General features: G+C 38.0%; 18 protein-coding genes. 3 read left to right on the top strand and 15 right to left on the bottom strand.

Annotated elements, in window-relative coordinates; translation table 11 throughout:
• Nucleotides 1–116: 116 nt before the first annotated feature.
• The 3 genes from ACK2WI_RS01515 to ACK2WI_RS01505 all read right to left on the bottom strand — a co-directional run bounded on the left by ACK2WI_RS01515 (nucleotide 117) and on the right by ACK2WI_RS01505 (nucleotide 1,725).
• Complete coding sequence (locus ACK2WI_RS01515; RefSeq protein ID WP_093097338.1) at nucleotides 117–320, bottom strand: YwbE family protein; 204 nt, start codon at nucleotides 318–320, stop codon at nucleotides 117–119.
• 55 nt (nucleotides 321–375) lie between these two features.
• A complete protein-coding gene (locus ACK2WI_RS01510) occupies nucleotides 376–1,077 on the bottom strand; it encodes a DKNYY domain-containing protein (RefSeq protein WP_409149506.1) in 702 nt (233 codons plus the stop codon).
• Nucleotides 1,078–1,164: 87 nt separating this feature from the next.
• Complete coding sequence (locus ACK2WI_RS01505; protein WP_093097335.1) at nucleotides 1,165–1,725, bottom strand: biliverdin-producing heme oxygenase; 561 nt, start codon at nucleotides 1,723–1,725, stop codon at nucleotides 1,165–1,167.
• 221 nt (nucleotides 1,726–1,946) lie between these two features.
• Between ACK2WI_RS01505 and ACK2WI_RS01500 the strand changes: the two genes are divergently transcribed.
• Together ACK2WI_RS01500 and ACK2WI_RS01495 are read left to right on the top strand one after the other, a co-directional pair.
• Entirely contained in the window at nucleotides 1,947–3,482 is a 1,536-nt protein-coding gene (locus ACK2WI_RS01500; RefSeq protein WP_409149503.1) for a glycoside hydrolase family 43 protein, read from the top strand.
• 186 nt (nucleotides 3,483–3,668) lie between these two features.
• Nucleotides 3,669–5,618 (top strand): glycoside hydrolase family 172 protein, encoded by a 1,950-nt coding sequence (locus tag ACK2WI_RS01495; protein ID WP_409149501.1) that lies wholly within the window; start codon nucleotides 3,669–3,671, stop codon nucleotides 5,616–5,618.
• Here ACK2WI_RS01495 and ACK2WI_RS01490 read toward each other — a convergent pair.
• The 12 genes from ACK2WI_RS01490 to ACK2WI_RS01435 all read right to left on the bottom strand — a co-directional run bounded on the left by ACK2WI_RS01490 (nucleotide 5,615) and on the right by ACK2WI_RS01435 (nucleotide 17,876).
• On the bottom strand, nucleotides 5,615–7,372 hold the full coding sequence (locus ACK2WI_RS01490; protein ID WP_409149499.1) for a hypothetical protein: 1,758 nt from the start codon (nucleotides 7,370–7,372) through the stop codon (nucleotides 5,615–5,617). The genes ACK2WI_RS01495 and ACK2WI_RS01490 overlap by 4 nt on opposite strands.
• Before the next feature lie 58 nt (nucleotides 7,373–7,430).
• A complete protein-coding gene (locus ACK2WI_RS01485; protein WP_093097329.1) occupies nucleotides 7,431–7,616 on the bottom strand; it encodes a hypothetical protein in 186 nt (61 codons plus the stop codon).
• 314 nt (nucleotides 7,617–7,930) lie between these two features.
• On the bottom strand, nucleotides 7,931–8,380 hold the full coding sequence (locus tag ACK2WI_RS01480) for a hypothetical protein (protein WP_409149497.1): 450 nt from the start codon (nucleotides 8,378–8,380) through the stop codon (nucleotides 7,931–7,933).
• A 64-nt stretch (nucleotides 8,381–8,444) separates the two neighbouring features.
• Nucleotides 8,445–10,043 (bottom strand): Na+/H+ antiporter, encoded by a 1,599-nt coding sequence (locus ACK2WI_RS01475; RefSeq protein ID WP_409149495.1) that lies wholly within the window; start codon nucleotides 10,041–10,043, stop codon nucleotides 8,445–8,447.
• Between the two features lie 184 nt (nucleotides 10,044–10,227).
• Nucleotides 10,228–10,965, bottom strand: coding sequence for a bifunctional demethylmenaquinone methyltransferase/2-methoxy-6-polyprenyl-1,4-benzoquinol methylase UbiE (gene ubiE, locus ACK2WI_RS01470; RefSeq protein ID WP_409149493.1), 738 nt, complete (start codon nucleotides 10,963–10,965; stop codon nucleotides 10,228–10,230).
• 196 nt (nucleotides 10,966–11,161) lie between these two features.
• The gene (locus tag ACK2WI_RS01465; protein WP_409149491.1) at nucleotides 11,162–12,661 is read right to left on the bottom strand and encodes a SusD/RagB family nutrient-binding outer membrane lipoprotein; all 1,500 of its coding nucleotides are present in this window, start codon (nucleotides 12,659–12,661) and stop codon (nucleotides 11,162–11,164) included.
• Nucleotides 12,662–12,677: 16 nt separating this feature from the next.
• A complete protein-coding gene (locus ACK2WI_RS01460; RefSeq protein ID WP_409149489.1) occupies nucleotides 12,678–13,439 on the bottom strand; it encodes a hypothetical protein in 762 nt (253 codons plus the stop codon).
• Complete coding sequence (locus ACK2WI_RS01455) at nucleotides 13,375–15,816, bottom strand: SusC/RagA family TonB-linked outer membrane protein (RefSeq protein ID WP_409149487.1); 2,442 nt, start codon at nucleotides 15,814–15,816, stop codon at nucleotides 13,375–13,377. The genes ACK2WI_RS01460 and ACK2WI_RS01455 overlap by 65 nt, the downstream gene beginning before the upstream one ends.
• 441 nt (nucleotides 15,817–16,257) lie before the next feature.
• Nucleotides 16,258–16,473, bottom strand: coding sequence for an EamA family transporter (locus tag ACK2WI_RS01450; RefSeq protein ID WP_409149485.1), 216 nt, complete (start codon nucleotides 16,471–16,473; stop codon nucleotides 16,258–16,260).
• An 18-nt stretch (nucleotides 16,474–16,491) separates the two neighbouring features.
• Entirely contained in the window at nucleotides 16,492–16,674 is a 183-nt protein-coding gene (locus ACK2WI_RS01445) for an EamA family transporter (protein ID WP_409149483.1), read from the bottom strand.
• A gap of 13 nt (nucleotides 16,675–16,687) precedes the next feature.
• Complete coding sequence (locus tag ACK2WI_RS01440) at nucleotides 16,688–17,485, bottom strand: phosphatase PAP2 family protein (protein ID WP_409149481.1); 798 nt, start codon at nucleotides 17,483–17,485, stop codon at nucleotides 16,688–16,690.
• A 31-nt stretch (nucleotides 17,486–17,516) separates the two neighbouring features.
• Nucleotides 17,517–17,876 (bottom strand): response regulator transcription factor, encoded by a 360-nt coding sequence (locus ACK2WI_RS01435; RefSeq protein WP_409149479.1) that lies wholly within the window; start codon nucleotides 17,874–17,876, stop codon nucleotides 17,517–17,519.
• A gap of 135 nt (nucleotides 17,877–18,011) precedes the next feature.
• Between ACK2WI_RS01435 and ACK2WI_RS01430 the strand changes: the two genes are divergently transcribed.
• On the top strand, nucleotides 18,012–20,378 hold the full coding sequence (locus ACK2WI_RS01430; protein ID WP_409149477.1) for a PDZ domain-containing protein: 2,367 nt from the start codon (nucleotides 18,012–18,014) through the stop codon (nucleotides 20,376–20,378).
• Nucleotides 20,379–20,380 lie beyond the last annotated feature (2 nt).

Here is a 20,380-nt window from a genome sequence, read left to right as displayed (position 1 = left end):
GAAAAGGCTGGCGAAAATAAATAAATCACCGGTCTTCGCGCCAAAAAGAGGCAAACATAGCCAATAAATGTTGGCTAAACGAATTTAATTGTCATGTGGATGTTAGAAAGCGGAGATTAGTCTTCGTCGATGATTTCTGCGACTCTACCTATTTGACCATCAGTCAGTCTGACCTTGATTCCACGGCTATGGTAAGGAGCAGAAGTAAGGATGTCTTTAACAATTCCTTCGGTGAGATTTCCGGATCTTTGGTCTTTTTTTAGGATAATATTGACCAGGATTCCTGGTTTGATGTTGCTTCTAGAATTGGGATCGCTCATTTTATGAAATGTTTATTGAAATGCAAATTTAAGCCATTCAAATGGATTTTGTCGATTAACCTTCTTGCTTTATTATTTTTGAATCTTCACGAATGGAGCGGGTGTACTCATATTTTCCATTTTTATCTTGCAATATTATTGGTTGTTTGATGAGGTTGTAATATACAACCTCAAATGATTTTGGATCTAAGCCTATTTCGAAATCGTAATGGAATATTCGGAATTGATCTTTAATAAAACCCCATTGATCCAGCGAATATTCATTAACATCGATTGGAAGAATCTGGTCTTCATAATAGATATGGTTATTATCCTTTCCATACAGGAAATTTAGATATGTAAAGGATTGCTTATCGACATTTTCTAAGGCTTTTAAAGAGCCATTTCTTTTGATGTAGATTCCATTTTTATCTTTCCAATAAACGGTGTCATATTTATCCTGTATATAATTGAATGATTTTCCGTCGAGGCCTTGAACAATTGAGATCTGCCATTTTGCCTCAGGGTTATTCATATTATGCCCATAAGCGTTTGTAATGGTTTCTTCAGGAGAATTATCTTGGAGGCATTGATAGAACACATGGTTTTTGTCAGCATAAAAGCCTGAAACTTTTCTGAAAGTTTCAGGGTCAGCTTCAGGTACCTCAATGATTTGCTTTGTATAGTCTCTAAACTGTAAGACTTTATTCTTGTATTGATAAAAATTATCAAAAAGTCTATTGAGATCTTCTCTTTTCAAATTTGTGAAGAGTTCCATGGGTAAATTGTTTACATTGTTAGAAGTTAAACATGTAAGAATAAATATACCAAAAATACCTGTTCAAGGGCTGTTCTATTTTTTTCGTTATTTTAGTTTTTCAGCCATAAAAACTTCTTCAAAATTATCAAAGGTTTGGTTTGCTATATCAATTGCTGATTTTTCCTGAGAAGGATCTGAAGCAAATTTGTTTAATACATCCGTATATTTTTTCCACATCTCTTCACTTTGATCTCCATAGCCTTCAAAAAACGAAAAGCCTTTAGATATACCATTTTTCTTTAACATTTGGACGATATATGGACCTCCCATGATGGATCCTTCTAATACATAGAATGAACTTAAGGCCTGTAGGGTATTTTCAACTTTTGGCGCTTCTGCAGGAGGTAGGTCGTTTAAATCGAATCCAAGGGTTTGGATGTCTCTTAAGAGGTAGGTAGAGTCACGGCGTAAAGCTTTGTCAGGTAATATTTCGGCATTAATGAATTTTCCGGTTTCTTGTTCGACAGCATTAAAGTAGGCGTAGAAACTTTTTAAAAAGGTCGCATATTCAGCTTCAGTTTTAATTTTTTTGATTATTCTAACCATATTGCCTTCCAGCCTTTGGTGAGATGCTTTAGTTTCTTCCTTGATGATTTTGCTTAGCATGATTTTAAGTGTTTAATAAATAAACCATTTTTTAGGGTAATAATTGTATTTAGGATGTAAAAAAAGGATTACGGAGGTTCTGCAAGCTGCAATTCAGACGAGGAAATTGAGGCATATAAAATTCTTTTATAGTATTCATATCCAAATAGCTTAATCAATTTAGCTTATCCTTGATTGGCTTCGATTTATTTGCTATTTTGCAGTTAATCAATACAAACCTTATGAATTACGGACTAACTTTTCAAAGAATATTAGTAGCTATTTTCCTGATTGCGGCTGTTTTTAATTCTACGTCTTTATTGGCGCAGAACCAGGCAAGGATAGTTGGAGATTTTGCAGATCCTAGCGTCATATCTGCCAATGGAAAATATTATGCTGTAGGTACCTCCAGTGAATGGGCTCCCCATTTACCCATTTATACTTCGACGAATTTATTGGAATGGAAACAGGTAGGTTTTGTTTTTGAAAAAACTCCGGATTGGATTGCATCATCGTTCTGGGCTCCGGAATATTTTTATCAGGATGGAACTTATTATGTGTATTATTCTGCGAAAAGGAAGTCGGATGGAGTTTCTTGTATTGGGGTGGCAACTTCGAAATTTCCAGATCGGGGGTTTGTAGATCAAGGAATTGTTGTGGATTATGGAACTGAATCTATCGATGCATTTGTTGTAAGAGATGGCAAGGATCTTTACATGACTTGGAAGGCTTATGGTCTTGATAAGCGCCCCATAGAGTTATTGGGAAGCAAACTCTCAGCAGACGGGTTGAAGCTTGAAGGAGAACCCTTTTCCATATTACAAGATACTGCAAAAATTGGTATTGAAGGGCAGAGTTTTATTAAGAAAGATGGGTATTACTATATGTTTTATTCTGCGGGTGCATGTTGTGGTCCAGGATGTGATTACCATGTACAGGCAGTTCGCTCAAAAACCATAAGAGGTCCTTATGAAGATGTAGGCGAGTCCGTACTCTTAGGCAGCAATGAAAGATGGAAATGTATGGGGCATGGAACTTTTGTGACCGATAAAAAGGGAGATTATTATTACCTTTTTCATGGATATAGCCAAAATGGGACGGTCTTTACTGGTAGGCAAGGTTTATTGGCGAAATTGGAATGGTCAGATCAAGACAAGCCAGTTTTTGATTTCATAAAAAATGAGGATAAGGATTCGGAATCAAGCTTTAGGTTGGATTTCAGAAAAATAAAAAGGAATGAGGTATTTGGGCAATGGGATTTTAGAAATTCCATTCCTAATATCCAGGTGAATACATCTGGATTACTCCTTTCACCTGCTCAGATCAAAGAAAATGAAGTAGGATCAGTGCTAACTTGGAGACCCGCTAATAAGAAATACGCTATTTCAGCAAAATTGGATTTAATCCATTCGGATAAAGACTTAATGAAAGGCATTGTGATATATGGTGATAAAGATCGTGCGATAGGTTTAGCTGCGCAAGGAAATCAGTTAATTGTTTGGCAGGTCAATGGGGAGGAATGGAAAGTCCTCTCTAGCCAAGAAATTCAAGGAAATACCAAAGCGATTGAGCTTAGGCTTCAAACAGAGGCGGATCTAAGCTGCAAAGCATTATTCAAAGTCCAAAATGGAACTTGGACCAATATTGAAATAAAAGACTCAAGTTCATTTAATCTAAAAGAACTTGCTCCATGGGACCGCAGTCCAAGACCGGGCTTACAAGTGAAAGGCGGACCAAATGAAAAGGCTGTATTTACAGAGCTTTCACTAGACTATTAAAAAATAAGAAAGGCTATTCAACGCTCAGGGTTCAATAGCCTTTCTTATTTTCAATCCCATCCATATTCTGTATTGAAAACATTTTCACAAAATGAGATATTGATTATCCATATTTTCATTATATTAGAGTAGCTTAAACGTTTAATACCATAATAAACCCAAGTTTTTAATTCTAATTCTATTGCAATGAAAAGAGTTTTTTACCTGTCCATCTTGGCTATTTCCTTTATTTTCTTGAATAGCAATCCTTCATTTTCGCAAAAATCCGAATACAGTTTTGTGAAGGAGCTCGATAATTTAGTTCGACCTGATTTACTCCCGGCGTACCGGACTGGAGAATATGTGGAGCAGATATCAAGTTATGATCGGACCGGCAAGAATGATGATGGATTTGGGGGAGCTTATTCATTTATTAGAAAAGAAGGAAATCATTTGGTCATTGCCGATTATAAAGGAGCAGGCGTGGTTAACAGAATTTGGACACCAACCCCGACCGATGATACACTTGCCTTTTATTTTGATGGAGAGAAAAAAGCGAGGTTGAGGATTCGGTTCTCAGATCTTTTTTCAGGAAATGTATATCCATTTGTAAAGGGTATTTCTGGGAATGAGGTTGGAGGCTATTTCACTTATCTACCAATTCCATATAAGAAATCATTGAAGATAGTATTTGAAGGAGAAAAAATCTTGTTCTTGCAGATTCAAAACAGACAAATTCATGGTAAAAAGGTTGAGTCCTATACTGGGGATTTTTCAGCTTTGGAGAAGGCCAAAATTGATGAAGTGAGTAAACTATTTACTGAAATGAAGCCCCAAGCTAATCTTTTTGCTAAAGGTAGGTCTGCGGGAATACAGTCAGAGGAGAAAACATTTGTGATCAATCCAGGGGAAGAAGTTGACTTTTTTAATGCTACCCAAGGGGGACGGATCGTTGGGATGGAAATTGATGGAGGGACTTCATTTGAGGGAATGCAAAAAGATATTGTCTTATCGGCTAAATGGGATGGGGAAAATGTTGAAGGGATCTATGCTCCAATAGCAGATTTCTTTGGCTATGCCTATGGTAAAAAAGCAATGCGAGGCCTATTGATGGGGAGCAAGGGGAATTTGAATTATAGCTATATTCCAATGCCTTATGATCAATCGGCTGTCCTGAAAATAGTGTATAAAAAAAGAGCGAATGGGGAACAAGCACCAATATCAATAAAAACTAAGGTGTATTATACAGCCCAAGCAAGGGATAAACAAAATGAAGGGAAGTTTTATGCGGTTTGGCGAAGGGAAAAACCTGAACAGGGGAAATATTATGAATTCTTAAAAACTGAGGGCAAAGGTCATTATGTGGGGACTATTCATTTAGCGCAAGGGTTGAGGCCAGGAATGACCTTGTTTTTTGAAGGTGATGATGTAACCCAAATTGATGGTAAACAAAGGTTGCATGGAACAGGATCGGAAGATTATTACAATGGTGGCTGGTATGCATTATTGGATCGCTGGGACCGCGGAATAAGCTTGCCTATACACGGATCATTAGATTATAGTCTGCCAATGGGTAGGACAGGGGCATATCGCTTTTTTATGACTGATAAAATGCCTTTTGAAAAGGAGATCAACCATGTAATCGAACATGGACCAGAAGGGAATGAGTTTCCAGTGGATTACACATCGATAGCCATGTATTATGGAGCCCAACCTTTGCGTTCTAAAATAGAGCCTACAGATGAACTTCGTCAGGTTTATTTGCCAACGGTTCATGAGTATTTCCCGCAGTTGATGGAAGTGACACTCGGTGGTGGAGCAGAAGTCAAGCAAGACCGTGGATTACGGATGCGTTCTGATGGGCATCATACCGTTCGAGTTATGCTGACTGATGTTCCAGAAGGCGAGTATAAATTATCGATTTCCTATTTTGAGAAAGAAAACGGGGCTGAGTTCGCAATTTGGCAAAGACAAAAGTTAATTGCAGATTGGAAGTCAAGTCAGGCTACCCAAGAGAAATTAAATGAGAAAGTAGAAGTGGGAAGTATTAAGATCACGAAACAAACCAATTCCATTACCTTCCACGTCCGGAAACAAGGAGAGAAAGGTAATGAATTTGAGTTGGATCGGATATTCTTGGAGAAAATCGCTGATTAGTCTTTTTTCCTTATACATCGGATACAAGCATTCCAAGAAGCGGTGTATGTGCCTGTATTGATATAGTCGTTTGGATTTGTACTGAAGTTGACGCGAGCAAATACTGCAGGGTCTGTTGTTCGCCAATATCCTTTGGTTTCCCTGAATCGCATACTAGTTGGGAAATATTGGCTAAAACCTTCAGTGCTGATTCTTTTGTAGCCAATTGGTACTAAATTTAAATATCCATCTACATATCCAATAGACAATGGAACTGAGTTTTGTGGGATAAACCTTAAATACCAATTCCCTGGTTCTCGTATAATTTCTTTATTTGAATACCTATCTAATTCATTGAAATCCTCTCTAGTTGGAAGATCCCATACACCTTCAGGATAAATTCTTTCACAGATGTTTTTTCCACCAATATTATAAATGTCATTGGTGAACATATCGGTCATAGGTGGAACAACGCTGGTCGAGATGTACAAAGGGTTGTCATATCGGAACCTGTATTCCCAAAAATTCCCTGGAAGTAAAGGACCTTTTGCATTCCGGTATACATTTGCTCTTGCCCATTGTGTTGAGCCGATTGGGATGGCAGATTCAACCAATTTTATTGAAATAAAATAGCTTTTTCCAGCTTGAGGGATGAAATTGGGGAAACTAAAGTCCCTGCTAAAGAAATTTCTTTCAACAAAGTATGATCTTCCATCGAATTCAGAAATCCGTTCACTTGATATTCTTAACGTATCCAGAGAAACGACTAGGTTGACAGGAGTAGATCCATTAGCGACGGTATAAAAAGTATATCTCCTTTTCCAATCGGCAACAGTGACTGAATCAGTCCCTACTGGTACAGAATAACCGGATCCATGATGATTATATACATTGAATGAATTAATGGTTTTTGTTGGATTTTGAAAGCTGCTATCCACTAATCTGAAATCAGCTTTGCTAAGGCCAGAGTTGTCCTTAAATCGAGGGCTCGCATAAGCAATTGCGCCAAACATACCTCTAGAATTAATTTCAACAATGATCTGCGCGGTTTTCCTAGTCAAGACAATGTTGTTGATACTGCTACTGCCATCAATGACATTGCCAGTTGTAATTAGCCCTGTTGCATAAGCAAAGTCCTGTCTTAATATATTATTGTTTCCAGAAGGTTTTACTGGCAGGCTGTTCTGGTTTGAAGTAAATACTTCTAGTGGACTACTATTGTTATAGGTATATGCATACCAACGGTATTTCGTGTTTCTGTAAGCTTCAATGGAAATATCCTTTCCACCAACTTGACCATCTGCTTGATCAACAAATTCGATAGGTTTGCCGTTTTGATCCGCTTTATATAGCACTATTTTATATTGAACACCATTTTTTAACTGTGAGATTGCTCTTGCAATATTTCCATTGCTTCCGGCATTAAGCCTTGCGTTTTTTACAGTCCTTGATTTTTTTTCGAGTTTATCTGGGTATTCGTTTGGAACATTTTCAGATATCGTCATGATAGCATCGATTCCATCCAGATTCACGATGTCACTTTCAGCAGCAACTTTACGTCTTGTGGACGCTGAATTTGTAGAGGCTTTATGCTGTTCATTGTTATTTTCAGCCTCACTGATATCTTGGATTCCCTGAATTCTAAAATGTAGTGAATTTTCCTTTGCTGGATTAGGTTTCTCAGTTTCTCCAGTAGGCTTATGGCAAGCTATAATGGTCAACATCCAGAATAGGAAAATTGGATAGAATAGATAGGTCTTTTTAACTGTTGTCATGTTAAATTAAGTATTGGTTTAAATTAGAAATTGGTTTTTGGGTGTTCTAGGTTCTTACTTATAGATCAAAGTTTTTGAATTTACCATCCGTATTCGTGTCCCAATCTTCCATTCTTGGTTCGTTTGAAGTTCCCCCTGTCTTAATATTATAAGATCCGACTGCAATCCCGACCTCCAGTTCAATTTCTTCAATGAGGATAATAGGATTGACATAAACTTTTTTTTCGTTAGTGTTGTAGTTCATGTTGTTTATTGCAAAGAAAAATTTAATGTGTTTATATTAACTGATTAAATAAAAATGTGAGCAAAAATAGATTGTATTATTCAAATAAATAAGAAAATGTATTTCGTACACATATTATTATTAATAAAATTAACTTATCAATAATAAACATTAATTGATTTATTAAGATATTATAGTGGTTTTTAGGGAATTAGAGTTAGTAAAATAAATGGGAGGGAACTGTTTGTTTTGTAACAAAAGGTATGTTCTGCAACTAATGAATAGTTGCAGATTTTATTAAAAATGATGTTTATATAAGAATTATTGGGAGAGTTTTATTTTAACAGCCAGATATTGCTTTTGCCTTCCAAGGCTTCGAATGGTCTGGAGTTCCCATTCAGTAAATCTGTTTCATGTCCTTCTAAATGCCAGTTTAAATCTTCTTCATTTACTTTTTTCATTTGGAAGATGGCATCAGGGTCTTTGTAGCTGATATCACTTTTTAGCATATTGATTTTGTTATCTGCAAAAAGCTGTTCAGCCTCGTCTTTGCTGACTTGGATTAGGCTGTTTGCTTTACTGTCGAAATCTGCTAGTTCACGGTCCATTTCTCGTGGATAATTATCGGCTAGGTAAGATGCATAAAGGTCTCTGTTTTTTGTTCTTAATGCTTCGTTTTTATAAGCGATGCGTTCCGGATTCATTTCAAAGTTAAAGTCTTCGGGATGTTCCCTGAATCCAAAATGTCTGTTCAATTCCTCAATCCTTTGTTCCAATGTTGGCATAATTCTGATTTATTGTTTCCTAATAAACGTTTTACAAGCTGTTTTGTTGTTGTTATTTTTGTTGCTAATGGCTTTTGAAAACTAAAATAATCCTTTCTTCTTCCAAATCGATTTGATAGATCTGTTGACGGATTATTTCTTCATCATATTCTTCCTCTTTGTTGAGGTTTGTTAAATATATTCTTTGTTCTGCAAAAATTTCCAATAAGGTCTGTTTGCTGACACCATTCATCCAGCTGTTGTCTTGGACTTTTGATTGGTCTTCCCAGTATTTTAGGATTCTTTCCATGGCTGCATCAGCTTGATGATGGTTTTCATATTTATCTTTGACAAAATTGTAAACATGGGACTTTAGACCAAGTTTCATTTTTAGTCTATTTTCAGCTTCTTTCTCCTCTTCATTTTTGTAACCTTTGAAAGGTTGTGTTTTAGCGATTAAATAGGGTAGAGTGAGCCCTTGGATAACTAAGGTTAAGAGAATAGCGACAAAAGTGATAAATAAAATAAGATTTCGATGGGGAAAAGCTTCGCCGTTTGGGAGGGTTAATGGGATAGCCAAAGCGGCGGCAAGCGAAACTACCCCTCGCATTCCTGTCCAGCCCATGAGGAGTGGGGTATACCACCTACGTGTACTAAATTGTTGTTGATGCGCAATCTGTGGCCTGAACACGATTGTTGCCAACATGGCTGCAAAAGCGGAAATCATCCTTGCAGCAATCAAGACCAAGGTAATGATTACGGCATAACCAATCGCTGTACCTAATGGAGTACCATGGGATCGGATTCCAGCAACGATTTCGGGAAGGTCTAGTCCGATTAATAAAAAAACCATGCCATTCAATAGGAATACAAAGCTTTCCCATACAGATGCACCTTTGATCCTACTGCTTGCCGCTAAATACTTGAGTCTTTGGGAGGACATATATAGACCTCCAGCAACGACGGCCAGTACGCCAGAACAATGTGCCTGTTCTGCCAGCCAGTACATGAAATAGGGGCTGATAAGGCTTAATGCGATGTCTGAAGCGGCTTCAGTCCGCAAATGTTTGTGAATCCAAATAAATACTTGAGCCACCAAGAGACCGATGCCAACGCCTCCAAATAACATCCATAGAAATTGGGTGCCTGCATCTTGCCAAATAAATTGACCAGTACCCACCGCAACCAAAGCAAAGCGAAAAATAATCAGCGATGATGCATCGTTCAACAGACTTTCGCCTTCTAGAATGGCTGTTGTCGACTTGGGGATCTTGACGAATTTAGTTATAGCTCCTGTGCTGACTGCGTCGGGAGGTGAAACAATTCCACCAAGAACAAATCCTAATGCTAAGCTGAAACCTGGAATGATCTGATTGGAGATAATCGCGACTAAAAAGGCTGTGAAGAATACCACTAGGAAGGCAAAACTACCGATGATGCGCCACCATTTTTTCATTTCCTTGAAAGAGACGCCCCAAGCCGCCTCGTAGAGTAATGGCGGAAGGAATACAAAGAAAATGAGATCTGGGTCGATCTTAAGGATAGGTAGCCCTGGAACAAAACTAATCGCTAAACCAGCCAATACCAATAGGATAGGGTAGGCTATTTTGAGCTGGTTGGCAAAGATGGTTAGAAATACGATCAACAGTATTAAAACCAAGATAAATGGTAATAGGCTGTGCATGGGGTGTAGTAGTTAGTAGTTAGTATTTAGTAGTTAGTATTTAGACTAGTGATTGTTGTTGTAGTTGGTGAGATAGTGTGATGTAATTGATTGATGAAATTTGATATTTTAAACAACAAAAAAAGGATAGTGTTTTGTGACACTATCCTTTTTTTTGGATGTTTTGGATATGTTAATTTATCTATTATTTCTTGATACCTTGATAAATGCTGGAGGCTCCGAAAAATTGAGGCATAATCTTTACGTCTGTATATCCGGCTTGTTCGAATCGTTTTTTTAATGCTTCGCCGTATGGGAAGTTTAAAGCGGATTTTGAAAGGTACTTATAGGCAGTTTTATCTTTGCTAAACATGCGGCTCAATAAAGGCATGATCCATTTGGTGTAGATTAAATGACCAGACTTGAGGATGAAATTTTGAGGCACGGATGTTTCAAGGACGATTAGCTGACCTCCTGGAGCAGTAACGCGATAGATCTCTTGTAAACATTTGTCCAGGTTTTCGAAATTCCGGATGCCATAAGTAATGCTGATTGCGTCAAAAGAATTGTCTGGAAATTCTAGGTTTTCAGCGTCTTGTTGATCAAGTTTAATTCTGTTTTCCAAGCCCAGCTGTTTTACTTTCTCTTCAGCTACGGCAAGCATTCCTTCTGAAATGTCTGTTCCGATAATTTCCGAGGCTTTGCTATTAGCAAAAAGCAGGAGCATATCACCGGTTCCGGTTGCAATGTCCAAGATTTTATTGGGGCTTTTTGCTGCGACAAGGTTGTAGACATTTTTCTTCCAACCTTTTTCCATTCCAAAAGTAATGACCTTGTTGAGTTTGTCGTAATTCCCTGAAATGGAATTGAACATTTTTCTCACCTGCACATGTTTTTGCTCTTGAGATGCCTGATCGGGAAGAATAATCTTGTTGTCGCTCATTCTTAAATTTTTATTATCTGCCAAAGGTAAGGTAATTCAAGGATAAAACAGACTTTTTGGAGGGAAAATCTAAGGGTATTGGAGCTAGAATAAAGGATATGCTGGAGTGTTTGTAAAAAAATCAGCAGTAACCAATTGATTACTGCTGACCTTCTTTTATTCTCTTAATCTGAATGTCTCAGATTGGTTGTGCGAATTAATTCACGTCCCAGAAAATTTTACTGGTCTGTGGGTCGATGTCTCCTTGTGCGGTTACATTTGCATTGTTGTAACTGTATTCACTTTGAGGGTACATCAAACGAAGAGGGATTTTACGTCCTTGAATATTAGGGTTTGCAGACAAAGGAACGTCTGTAGGGAATCCCAACCTTCTATAATCTACCCAGGCTTCGAAGTTGTTGATACTTGGAAGGGATAGATATTTTTGATTGATGATCAATTCCAGTTTGTTTGCTGCGTTGTCCCAATTTGCAGAATTGGCAAGTAAATCCGTTGCTTCCGCTTGTGCATTGGTTACATTTAGCCATTTAAAGGATTCCGATACCGCATTTTCATAAGTTGTCTTAGCATTTCCAGCTAGCCAACCGCGTTGAGTTGCTTCAGCTTGAAGGAATAAGCTCTCCACAGAGGTAAAGAACCACATCGGGGCAGAGCCAGAAGAAACGATGCCTGGGCCAACTACTCTAGATTGGTTCGCAGAATACAATCCTTGAACAGTAGGGCCTCCGAAAATAGCGCCTACATATTCAATGGTAGGGTCTACCGGTGAATCAGCCTTATCGAAAAGATATTGATACCGGATGTCGTTGTTGGAAACATATCTGTTTAATAAATATGCGCTTACCCTATTGAAAGCATCTGTTTCAATTCCACTCTGGTCTGCTACATATGACATATAGACAGGGTTTACTTGGCCTTCGTTATTGGCAAAGCTCAAGGTTAAATTCGCTGAATTACCGGCTTCAATAAATCCGCTACCATCGGCAGTAATTTTTGCGATCTCAGCAGTAGGGTTTTGGGCAAATTCTGATTGGTGAATCAATAATTTAAGGGATTGGGTATTAGCAAGCTTTCTCCACATGGTTAGATCGCCTCCAAAAAGGACATCTGCTGTCGCCGTTGCATCTGAAATTTCAGGATTAGCCTTGAAAATTTGGCGAGCTTCCTCAAGTTGTACAAGTAAATCCGCATAGATGTCTTGTCCCTTTTCGTATGCGGGAGCAATATTTGCATCACCTTTTAATGCGTCTTTATATGGCACATTATTGTACATGTCAACCAGGTACATAAAGCCAATAGCCTTGATTACCTTGGATACACCTAAGAAAAAAGTTTCATTAGTTGCTTCCGCTTTTTGAGCCATTAATTCAGCGTCGTTTAGAACGTCAAACCAAGTGGTTGTGCTGTTTGCCCATTGACCTTGTTGGAAAGCAGGCGTGATGCTGTAATTTTCCAAAGGTAGGCTTGGGCCATAACTAGCGCCACGGCCATAATATCCGGTCCAAGAAGCTGCAAAGGAGTATTGAGTTCCCATTCTTGTTGCTGTCTGCTTCAGTACCATTGGTAAAATGTACTGCGGAGTGACAGAGGCAATCGTAGGTCTATTTGGGTTGGTGTTGATGTCAAAGAAACTATCTTTACAACCCGACAATACTAATGAAGTTGCTAGTATTGCCAATAATATTTTTTGTTTCATTTTCTTCTCGATTAAATTAGAACCTAGCATTTATTGTAAACCCAAAATTTCTAACAGGTGGGTTTGAAGTGTCATTGACATTACCATAAGCATTCGGGTAATCAGAAGCCATGCTGTCAAAATCAGGGTCCATGAATTTGTTTTCTTTAGGAAGCCATAAAGCTAAATTTCTTCCAACAAACGCGATAGAAAGACCTTTCAAGGTTTTCTGTCTTGCTGAAAGCCATGCTTCAGGAATATCATACGATAATGCCAATTCCCTAAATCTCCAATGGTTTGCACTTACAATAAAATTAGATGCGGTATTTCCGAATTCTCCTGTATAGTAGTTGTAAATAGGTTCGTTTTCACCAATTTTAGCGGTGGTGTTAGGAATGTATGAACCTGGGTTGTTGGGATCTTCAATCACAGAGTTAGGCAGGATAAAAGGTTCGCGGTTGTTGTAAGCTGTCGCTTCAGATACACCGGTCCAAGCCATTGCAGAACCTAATCCAAAGAATGAAGTTACGTGGCCACCTTTATATTCAAATAACGCTGAAAGGTTGAAGTTTTTGTAGTTTACAGATGGGTTCAATCCGATGATCCATTTTGGAAGGGTTCTTCCAAAGTTTACATTGGTTGATGATGTGAAAGGGCGACCATCTGCTTCACTTACAATGATACGGCCCTGGTCGTCTCTCTCGTAGTCGGTACCACGCATAACAAATGCTGGTTCACCCACGATAGCATAGTTTCCTGCTGCAATATAACCACCGATAGCAAGTTCTTTTTGGTTCAATCCCTGAGCATTCGTAGATGCTCGTTACTTCTGAATCATTCCAAAGGAAATTTCCTCTGAAGTTGATACCGCCATCATTAAATTTAATTAATGGAGATAGGTTGAAGTCAAAATCAACACCTTTACTGTTGAATGATGCAGCATTGGTGTTTGTTCTTGAGTAACCAGAAGCTTCTGAAGTACTCACCCTGATAATTTGGTCAGTATTCTTCGAGAAGAAGTAAGTTGCTTCTAATGTTAATCTATTGTTCCAAAATCCTGCTTCAAAACCAGCCTCAGTTGTGTTGATACGTTCTGGTTTCAGGTTGTAGTTATAGGATTCATTGTTAGCAGTCAAGCCTGAAACTACTCCGAAAGGGAATCCGTTGGCTTGAGAGAAAGTTGCTTCAAGGAAGTAAGGGCTAATGTCTGAATTGGCAGTTTTGGTCCAAGCACCTCTTATTTTCAAATAATTGAAGAAATCAGAAGTGATGTCAAGAGCATCTGAAACCACTACTGCAGCATTCACTCCAGGGTAGAAGTATGAATTGTTTCCTGGAGCTAAAGTTGAAGTTTTGTCCCAACGGCCAGTGAATTCTAAATTAGCCCAATTTTTGTAATTAAAACCGGCACTTCCGTAGGTAGAGAACAATCTCGTTTTATAACCGTCGGAGTTACCAGTTAAGTTTCCGGTTCTTATGCTGATGTTGTATAGTTCTGGGATTACTAGGTTGCCTGCGCCAACTGTTGTCGCTCTGTATTCGTTCTGTCTTACAAAGGTTCCTAAGATACCGTTGAATTTGAAATCATCGTTGATTTGTTTAGTAACATTCGCAAAGAGTTCAGAAGTCAAAATAGTTTGGTTATAGCTATATTCCTCTAATGAAGAAGGGATAGGGGTCTTACCGCGAGACTGTCCGAATGGGGTTGATTTAGTACCTACAGTAAGGTCTCGTTCTGCAATTCCTCTAGAAGTTAAACTTGCACGGTAAGTGAAGTCTAACCAGTCGAATGGTTTGAAGCCAAAATCGATATTGGTAATTAAATCCTGCTTTTTGCCAGTAGTACGCCAGTTATCAAGAGTGAAATATGGGTTTAAGCCATAGTTGGTAAACCAATTCTCGTAAGTCGCGAATTTATCGTTTTTGTAATCTTTGTATTTGGTAAGCAGAATATGCGCAGGTGTATTGATCAATTGGCTGAAAAGGCCGTCATTACCGCCAGTACCTTGGGCTGTGAAGTAATCCTCTGGACCCGATTGGTTAAAGGTATTGTAGTTCTGTTGGGAGTAATTGAAGTTTGCCCCTGCTCTAAACATGCCAAATTCACGTTTTGCATTTAAGCGAATACCGTTTCTTCTGTTATTATCACCCGGTACTATACCTTTGATATCTGAGTTTTCTAAACTTAAGAAGAAGTCTTTCGCATTAATAGATACGTTGGTTTGGTTAGTAACACCAGTGTCGTAGAATTTTTCGCGTTCATCTGTACCTACGTAAGGAGTTGTTTGTTGGCTACCATCAGGTAATTGAGGACCAATATCTGCAATTTGTCCGTCGTAAGCTGGTCCCCAAGACCAGTTTTCTACTGGGTCAATAATTCCATCGTAACCTTGTCCAAATTGTTTTTGCAATTTTGGAAAGAAGGAGATGTTTTGCCATTGGGTAGAATGGCTGACATTAATGTCAGTTCTTTCAGACCCACTTTTGGTATTAACCAAAATCACCCCATTACGAGCATCAGGACCATAGATTGCAGCCGCTGCAGCACCTTTTAAAACGGATACATTTTCTACGTCATTTGGATTTAGGGAAGATAGATATTTAATGTCCATCTGTACCCCATTCAATACTAGTAAAGGATTGTTGTTACCAGTTAATGATCTGATACCACGTAAATTGATACGGACATCTTCAAAAACTCCAGAATTGGAAGTGGTGACATTCAAACCTGAAACTTTACCTTGTAATCCATTTGCGATGTTTACTGCGCTGGCTTTGTTTACGGTTTTGCTATCTACCTGTTCAGCAGAATAACCTAATTCTCTTTTTTCTCTTTTAACCCCTAAAGCCGTTACGATCACTTCTTCAAGTTCGTTGTCAGAGGAGGTCAATTGCACATTTACAGTAGATTGGTTTCCTACTGCTACTCTTTGTGTTGCATATCCAATGTAAGAAAATACAAGGGTTGCATTTTCTCTAGATACATCGATGGTGTAGTTACCATCACCATCAGACTGGGTTGCAGTATTAGTTCCATCAACACGGATTGAAACCCCGCTTAAGGAGTTGCCATCCGAGGCCGAAGTCACTTTACCGCTTACCTGCCTTAGTTGTGCATTTGCTACTCCTACGAATAGCAAGCACAGCAGAATAACGCTGAGTAATCTTTGTTTCATAATACTTCGTTGTTCGTAAATAAATTTTGTTAGTAATACTATTTGTTAAACATTTTCAATAAGTGAAGGCTTATTGATTTCATAATTATTGATTGTGTCAAATATAGAAAAACTTTAACATTTATAAACAAACTTAAATATTACTAAGAAAATATAATACTCTAATGATAATTCGATTAATAAATAAAAGAATATACCATGTTTGCGGTATAAGTTTGAAAATAGTGGGTTTATTTTAGTTAAATCAAGATTTTTATTGATTAGTAAGCGTTGAATAGATCAATTTTGGAGAGTTTATTAAAGTTTTGATAAAATATCTAATTTGGTCTGTAAAAATATTAATTAATTAAAAATCAATAAGTTAATTAGTTAAACATTTTTTTGTAACAAGTTTGATTGATTTTTCAATTTAGGGGTTTGATAATGGCATAATTACCAAGGCTATTTTATGGAAAGAACAAAGGTGCCTAAGATAATAAGTCCTGCTCCAATTGCAGTTTTTACTGTGAGGGCTTCTTTTAGGAAGATTATGGATAGGATGATGGTAATGGCGACGCTTAATTTATCAATTGCAGCGACTTGAGAGACATTGCCGAGTTGTAAGGCTTTGAAATAGAATATCCAAGATAGTCCGGTCCCAATACCTGATAGGATCAAGAATAAGATATTCTGTTTTTAGATGCTTCCCATATCTTTCAGTTCGCCTTTGACTAAAACGATGCTCCAAATCATAAATAATACAATGACTGTACGAATAGCTGTGGCTAAGTTGGAATTGATTCGAGAGACTCCGATTTTCGCGAAAATAGCAGTCAATGCTGCAAATAGGGCCGATAGTAATACATAAAATTTCCACATAATGAATTGGTATTTAGAATACTCTACATAAACTCAAGCCAAAAGTTTTGTTATGGTAATAAGGCATTATCATGGAGGCAATTTGTGTGTCCTTTTTAGTTAATAGCCTGTTTATTACAGGATAGGACCAGTATGCCAATTCTGTAGATAGAATTCCAAATCCTGCTCCAGCAACTACATCACCGACCCAATGCCTATTATTGATAGTTCGGTAAACGCCAGTGAACAGCGCGAAGGAATAGCCTGAGATTCCAAGCCAAATATTACTGTCCTTGTATTCCCTGAACATAAATTGTGCTGAAGAAAATGCTGTAGAGGTATGTCCGGAAGGAAATGAAAGATTATTAGAGCCATCAGGTCTTTCCTCATGGATTAGGTGCTTTAATGGGAGTACCATTGCCGCATTGTACATTTGGGAGGTGAGGTAGATTATGGTTCTATCGCGCAAATTGTGTTTTCCATTTATTCCTGCCACATTCAGACCATAAACTAACAAGGCAGGGGCATATTGGGTGTAATTATCTAGCTGTATGTGATCCGGTTGATGTTCATATATTTCATATCGAGTGGAGCTATTGAGTTCTTTCAGGGATTCATTGGTCAAGCTTGCAACTCCAAACCCTATGAACACTGCTGGAGCAATGAGCTGCCTGTAATCTAATTTATAGTTATTTGTAAGGTGCTGGGCTTGAAGGTCAATTTTGACTGGATTATTTTGGCTAGTGCTATCTTGGATTTGAGCAGAAACTCTAACCATACTGGATAGCACGTAGACCAAAGTAATTAGTGTGACTCTAAATTTTATAAGCATTCTAATGATCTTTCTTTAATTGTTGACAATATCATAGGTGATTTAGAAGAAATTTTGAATTTCTAGACTTTAAACTTGTACAGCCGATTATCTTTATAGCAATTGAATTCGCAATTTGGAGCCATTTGATTTTATCATCTAGCGAGTTTTTTGCTGAAATAATGATGACCCCATCTTGTTTGCCTTGAGATTTCAATTCTTCCAATAGCTTCAGTCCGTTTCCGTCAGGGAGGCTAATGTCTAATAAGCTACAATCATAGCTAAACTGTTCAATTTTATCTGTAGCCTCCGCGAAGGTATTAGATACTTCACAGAGGTATTTTTCTTCAGAAAGATATTGAACCATGCTTTTTGCCAATTCGATTTCGTCTTCAATAATCAGGATTTTCATTTCATCGAAATAATTTCATGTAATTAAAGGTACAATTTTGAAGAAATTTTGAAGATGGTTTACTTCTTTCCATTTTTCGATGATTTTTTCTTATCTTATGGAGAGCATTAATCAATACTAACCCAAAAAACTAAGATGCATCTTCTTCCTAAACTATTTTTTGCTAATGTGCTATGTCTATCCATGATCATGGCCTTGATCATTCCTTTCGCAAGTGCCCAACAAAAGGCCATTTCATTCTATGTTTCTCCAAAGGGATCTGATCAGCATGAGGGGACCAAAGCTAAACCTTTTGCTTCTGCAGAATATGCATTAGCACAAATCCAAAAATATAAAAAAGCACATCCAGATCAAGCTGTTGAAATGCTAATCGAAGATGGGAAGTATTATTTGTCAAAACCCCTTGAAATAAATGTTGATGGCTTGACCATAAAAGCGATAAATGAAAGGAAGGTGATTTTTTCTGCTGCCCAAAAACTGAACCTGAAATGGACAAAATCCAAGAACAATATGTGGACTGCAAAAGTGCCAGCAGGTTTGCAATCTCAGCGACTTTATGCCAATGGTGAACTTTTAATCCGGGCAAGATATCCTAATTATGATCCTAATATCCTTCCATTTAATGGATATGCAGAAGATGCCATTAGCCCAGAGCGAGTAAAAGGCTGGAAGAACCCCAATGGGGCAATTGTCCATGCTTTGCATATTGGTAGATGGGGTGGGTTTCATTATTTGGTAACTGGCAAGGATGCAAATGGAGAATTGACATTAGAGGGCGGCCTTCAGAATAACCGTCCAAGTAAAATGCATGAAAGATACCGGTTTGTAGAAAATGTTTTTGAGGAACTAGATGCCGTGAATGAATGGTACCTTGATAAGGCATCTTCAACATTGTATCTGAATTTTGGAGATCAGGATCCTAATAAAATTGAATTTGAAGCGCCTCAATTGGAGTCTTTGATTTCGATAAAAGGATCGATGGAACGACCTGTTCGAAATGTTCATGTCAGCGGTATCCGCTTTGTACATACCGATCCAACTTTTATGAAGACTGAAGAACCATTGTTGCGAAGTGATTGGACGATTTATAGGCAAGCTGCAGTTCGTTTTGAAGGAGCTGAAAATTGCAGTGTTTCTAATTCGGACTTTGTTGAATTAGGTGGAAATGCTGTTTTCTTGAGTAATTATAACCGAGGGGTAAAGGTTAGTGGAAATTTAATAGAGCAGATTGGGGGAGGAGCAATTAATTTCGTTGGTGATCCTAATGCAGTTCGTAGTCCTTCCTTCCGATATGAGAAATTTGTTCCCGAAAATGAAATGGACATTATTCCTGGGCCAACAACAGAGAACTATCCTGCAGATTGTGAGGCCAGCGATAATGTCATCAGAAACATCGGTTTGATTGAAAAACAGGTTGCAGGGGTACAGATTTCGATGTCAGCAAGGATTTCGGTGCTTCACAATAGTATTTATGATGTTCCAAGGGCGGGAATAAATGTAGGAGATGGAACCTGGGGTGGACATCAGATTTCATTTAATGATGTGTTTAATACTGTTTTGGAAACGAGTGATCATGGCGCGTTCAACTCATGGGGAAGAGACCGTTTCTGGCATCCAGACAGAAAAGAGATGGATCGAATTGTAGAAGCCCATCCAGATTGGATAAAATTGGATGCTATCGAAACGACCGTCATCAGTAACAATAGGTTTAGCTGTGATCATGGCTGGGATATAGACTTAGATGATGGCTCCTCTAATTATGAAATATTTAATAATCTCTGTCTGAGTGGAGGGTTGAAACTGCGAGAAGGTTTCTATAGAACTGTCTACAATAATATTATGATCAATAATGGCTTTCATCCCCATGTATGGTTCAAAAACAGCCATGATGTATTTAGAAATAATATTGTGATGCATGCGCATCAGGATATACAGGTTAACTTTTGGGGAGATCAAGTGGATGAAAACAATTATACCAATTCAAAAGATCTGGAAATTGACCAGGCCAAAGGAGTGGACAAGAATTCCACAGTTGTAGAGTTAAATTTTACAGATGTTGCAACAGGTAAATTTGAGGTTGTTTCCGGAAGCCTGAAAAACTTCCAGCCATTGAATTTGGAAGAAGTTGGAGTTACAGATCCAAGGCTAAAAAGGCTGATCGATTTACCACATATTCCAGAAATCCACAAAGAAGGTAATATTTCAAAGGGTGTTATTTTCAATTGGAAAGGTGCAAAACTAAAGTCCATTGAATCTTTAGGGGAACAATCAGCTGCCGGTTTGCCAAGCATGGCAGGTGTTTTGGTTTTAGAGCTAGATCCTTCCTCTCCACTTGCGAAAGCAGGAGTTCAAAAGTCAGATGTCATTGTAGGTTGTCAAGGAGTAGAGATTAAGGATGTGAATGGCCTTCAACTGGTGTTAAAACGAGATCAGTATATGAATAAATTGAATGTTGAGATTTTCAGGAATCAAGAAAGAAAATCAATTCAGGTCAATTTATGATT

The organism is Sphingobacterium sp. BS-2 (assembly GCF_046161205.1).
Lineage (GTDB): Bacteria > Bacteroidota > Bacteroidia > Sphingobacteriales > Sphingobacteriaceae > Sphingobacterium > Sphingobacterium mizutaii.
This window is presented reverse-complemented; position numbering and strand designations above follow the sequence as displayed.